Here is a 548-nt window from a genome sequence, read left to right as displayed (position 1 = left end):
GTAGGATTCTGCTGTAGCCTGACTGCGTCCGACCTGCTTTACCAAATAAACGTTTAGAAAGTTCCATGTGTGAGAAAAGAACAGCTGATCAGTCGATATCTTTGCTGATTTATTCTTCATAGGGAATCACCTCCGGAATGACCTTTCCAGACACTGAATCTTTCTCTCGGATAGTATCAAATGCCTTTTCTACAAGATGATAGTAATAATACGTTTCATCAGGACTTTTGTGTCCAAGGTATCTGCTTAAATATGGGAGCATAGTGTTTGTATCAATTCCCTGATGCATCCACTCATTAAATCTCTCTACTACAAAAGCATGGCGTAAACAGTGGGGTGTCGGATGTTTATCAATCGTCTTGGCAACCGGAAGCATAGCCCAATGGCGGTTAAAACTTGATTCTACTCCAGAGCACGAAACAGGCTTATGTGGATCTTTTCCCGGAAAAGCCCAGTCAATTCCGGGGAAAAGCATTTCCTGACGTTCTTTATAGTTTTTAAGTACCGGAAGGCTATCCTGTGGAAGATATACAAGGCGGTCCTTGTTA

At 42.2% G+C, this 548-nt stretch carries 1 protein-coding gene; it reads right to left on the bottom strand.

Features of this window, described 5'->3' with window-relative positions; genetic code table 11:
- Positions 1–109: 109 nt before the first annotated feature.
- A partial coding sequence (locus NE664_13005) for a tyrosine-type recombinase/integrase (GenBank protein MCQ4727551.1) occupies positions 110–548 on the bottom strand: 439 nt, incomplete at its 5' end.

Origin of the sequence: Anaerotignum faecicola, from assembly GCA_024460105.1 — a bacterium.
GTDB lineage: Bacteria > Bacillota > Clostridia > Lachnospirales > Anaerotignaceae > JANFXS01.
Note: the sequence above shows the minus strand (reverse complement) of the source record. Positions and strands in the feature narration are given on the sequence as shown.